Annotated in this window: 1 protein-coding gene; it reads left to right on the top strand. The window is 69.8% G+C overall.

Annotated features, from left to right (window positions below; translation table 11 throughout):
- Window positions 1-4,014 (top strand): SDR family NAD(P)-dependent oxidoreductase (locus tag QZT63_RS12335; RefSeq protein WP_290651590.1); only part of this gene is annotated, 4,014 nt, incomplete at both ends.

Raw genomic sequence — 4,014 nt, 5'->3', positions numbered from 1 at the left:
GTGCGCTTCGCGACGCTCGACATCGAGTCCGATCCCGCCGCCCAAGGATTCGAGCCCCACGCCTTCGACCTGGTGATTGCGGCCAACGTGCTCCATGTCACCGAGGATTTGCGCACCACGCTGGGCCACGTGCGGCGCCTGCTTACCGGGGACGGCATCCTGGCATTGCTGGAGCTCACGCGCCGCTCCGGCTGGCTGAACCTGGTCTTCGGGCTGCTGGAGGGCTGGTGGCGCTACACGGACGTTCACCTGCGGGCTGGCGGCCCCATGCTCGCGTCGCGGCAGTGGCACGATCTGCTCGAGGCCGGCGGCTTCGAGGGGGTCACCAGCCTGTTCGCCGAGGCGCTCGACGAGCGCAGGCTGCAGACGGTGCTGCTCGCGCACGCGCCAGCGACCATACAAGCATCGTTGCCGGAGTCCGGGCCAGAGCCACCGCGGCACTGGCTCGTGTTCACGGATGAGACCCGCGCCGCGCAAGCAGTGATCGACGCGTTGTGCGCCCGGGGCGATCGTTTCACTCCGGTCCGTCCCGGCGGCGCGTACTGCCGACACGTGGACGGCGGCTTTACCATTCCGCCTGCCGACACCGGCGCGTACGTCCATATGTTGCAGGCCCTGGGGGACAACGACGGCCACGGGGTCCTCCACCTGTGGAGCCTGGGCGTTCCCACGGCCGACGGGATGGATGCCGAGGTGCTCATGGATGCACAGTGCCTCGCCTGCGGCAGTGTACTGGCACTGATGCGCGCCCGGGAACAAGCGGGAACGAAGATTCCCGAGCTGTGCCTGGTCACGGCGGGTGCCCAGGCCGTCGAGGGGCACGACGCCGCGCCGCATGTCGCGCAATCCACGCTGTGGGGCCTCGGGCGCGTGCTGATGAGCGAACACGAGGCGCTGCGCTGCCGGCTCATCGACCTCGGCCCGGCCCCGTCGGAGGACGAGGCGCTGGCGCTCGCAGCAGAGCTGACCGGCGGCAACGGCGAAGAGGAAGTGGCCCTGCGCGGCCGGATGCGCTTCGCCCGGCGCGTGCGCCGCGTCTCGCTCGGCGAGCGGGCGCGCCCTGAACAACTCCGCCCGCTCTGCGCCGACACCGACCGCTTTCGCCTGGAACTCGGTGCACCGGGCGCCATCGAGAGCCTGCTTCTGCGCGAGATACCGGTTGCCGAGCCCGGGCCCGGGGAGATCGCAATCCGGGTCTTTGCCTCCGGCGTCAACTTCCGCGACGTGCTGCAGGCCCTGGACATGCTCCCGCCCGCCGCCTACCAGTACGATCCCGACCCGCGGGGCCTGGGAATCGAGTGTGCCGGCGTGGTGCTGGCCTGCGGGGACGGTGTGCGCCGATTCCGGCCGGGCGACGAGGTCATCACCCTCGCCGCGGCCGCACACGGATCACGGGTGATCGCCCGGGAGCATCTGACCGTCGCCAAGCCGGCACGCCTGTCGTTTGCGCAAGCCGCCTCGGTGCTGAACGGCTTCGTCACCGCCGAGTATGCGCTCAATCACGTGGCGCGGATAACGGTGGACGAGCGCGTGCTGATTCAGTCCGCTACGGGCGCCGTAGGGCTGGCCGCGATCCAGCTGTGCCGGCGTGTCGGCGCGGAGGTCTTCGCCACCGCCGGGACGCCGGAGAAGCGCGCCTATCTGCGCGAGCTCGGCATCGAGCATGTCATGGATTCCCGCTCCCTTGCCTTCGCCGACGAGGTCCTGCGCGACACCGGCGGTGAAGGCGTGGACGTCGTGCTGAACGCCCTCTCCGGGGAAGCCACCCTCAAGGGCCTGGCGGTGCTGCGTCCATACGGGCGGTTCATCGAGCTCGGCAAGCGCGACATCTTCGACAACGCCCAGCTCGGCCTCTCGCCGTTCCAGCGCAACCTCTCCTTCCACGCCGTGGACCTGATCCCCCTGGCGCTCGATCGGCCGGCACTGGCGACACGCCTGCTGGAGCACGTGGTGGGGCAGATCGACAATGGCACCCTGCAGCCGGTGCCCACCACCGTCTTCGATCTCGCGGCGGCGGAGCAGGGGTTCCGGCTGATGGCCCAGGCACGGCACATTGGCAAGGTCGTGCTCACCATGGAGGCGCCCACCTATCCCGTGCATGCGCGCGCGGAGGCGCCACTCGTCGAAGCCGACGGTACCTATCTCATCACCGGCGGGCTCGGCGGCTTCGGGCTAACGGTCGCCGAGTGGCTGGAACGCCAGGGCGCCGGGAGCATCGTGCTCATGAGTCGCTCGGGTATCCCGCAGGACAACGAAGCCGCCCTCGATGGTCTGCGGGCGTCGCCCGTGCGGGTAACCGTGGTCCAGGGGGATGTCTCCAGCGAGGCGGACGTGCGGCGCGTGCTGGATGGCATCCGCCGCGAGCTGCCACCGCTGCGGGGCATCATCCACGCGGCGATGGTGCTCGATGACGACGTCCTTGTGCGCCTCGACCAGCAGCGGTTCAACCGCGTCCTCGCCCCCAAGATCGCCGGCGCGTGGAATCTCCACCGGCTGACCCGGGACGATAACCTGGACTTCTTCGTGCTCTTCTCCTCCATCGCCGCGGTCCTGGGGCACCCCATGCAGGGCAACTACGCGGCGGCCAACGCCTTTCTGGACGCACTGGCGGCGCACCGGCTGGCGCAGGGACGCCCGGCGCTGACCATCGCCTGGGGCGCACTGGCCGATGTCGGCTACGTCGCCCGCCACGACGAGCTGGCGCAGTACCTCGAGCGCGGCGGGTTCCGACAATTCACGGCAGCCCAGGCGCTCGAGACCCTGGAGCAACTGCTGCGCCACGATTTCGGGTATGTCATCGCAGCCGGAATGGACTGGCACAAATGGACTGAGCTCAATCCGCTGGCGGCGGGATCCCGGCGGTTCCAGGAGCTGGTGCTCGCCGGCAGCGGCGCTCCCGCGGAGCAGACCGGGGAGGCGTCGGATTCGCCGCTGGCACTGCTGTGCAGCGCAGCGCCGCCGGAGCGGCGCGGCATCCTGACCGACTACCTGGTGCACAAGGTCGCGCGCGTCCTTGGCACGATCCCGCAGAAGGTCGATCCGGCGCGGGCGTTCACCGAACTCGGGTTCGACTCGCTGATGGCCGTGGAGCTGGGCACCGCGCTCAAGGTGGATCTCGGCGTGAAGGTGCCGGTCGTGGCGATCCTTCAGGGGACAAGCGCCGCGCAGCTCGCCGAGCGGCTCCTGGAGCAGCTGGCACTGGACGCGACTGGTGCCGTTGAGCCCGAGGACACCAAGACGCCCGCCGCAACGGCCAGGCAGGCCACCGAGCACCCGCTGTCCTTCGAGCAGCAACGCTTCTGGTTCCTCGACCGGTTGGAACCGGGCACGGCTGCCTACAACATCGCCGCGGCGACCCGCCTGCGCGGGGCGCTGGATGTGGGCGCGCTTGAGCTCAGCCTGTCAGACATCCTGCGCCGTCATGAGCAGCTGCGCGCGGCGATCCGTGACGTTAACGGCACCCCCGTGCAGCGGTTTGCGCCGCCGCAACCGGCCACGCTGCCGGTAGTGGACCTCGGCCTCCTGCCCGCAACGCAACGCGACGTCGAACTGGGGCGGCTGGCAACCGAGGAGATTCAACGGCCCTTTGATCTGGGCCGGGGACCGCTCATGCGGGTGACACTGTTCCGGCTGGCCGAGGAGGAGCATGTCATCCTCCTGATTGTGCACCACATCGCCAGCGATGCCTGGGCGATGAACATGCTCGTCCGCGAGATGGCAGTGCTCTACGAGGCATTCTCCGAGGGCCGGCCTTCGCCGCTCACCCCGCCGCCGTCGCGCTACCTGGAGCACATCCGGCACCAGGCGCAGCTCGACGAGGACAGGATCAATGCGCAGCTTGCGTACTGGAAACGGCAACTCGCCGATGCGCCCGGCGGCCTGCGGCTCCCGGCATCGCGGCCCTCGCCCGTGGCGCACGGCTTGCGCGGGGGCCATCAATCGTTCGAGCTCACCGCCGAGCTGACCGCTGCGCTGCGGGCGCTGGGCAAGCGTGAAGGCGCCACGTTGTTCATG

This window comes from Aquisalimonas sp., from assembly GCF_007120195.1.
In the GTDB taxonomy this organism is placed as follows: Bacteria; Pseudomonadota; Gammaproteobacteria; order Nitrococcales; family Aquisalimonadaceae; genus Aquisalimonas.
Note: the sequence above shows the minus strand (reverse complement) of the source record. Positions and strands in the feature narration are given on the sequence as shown.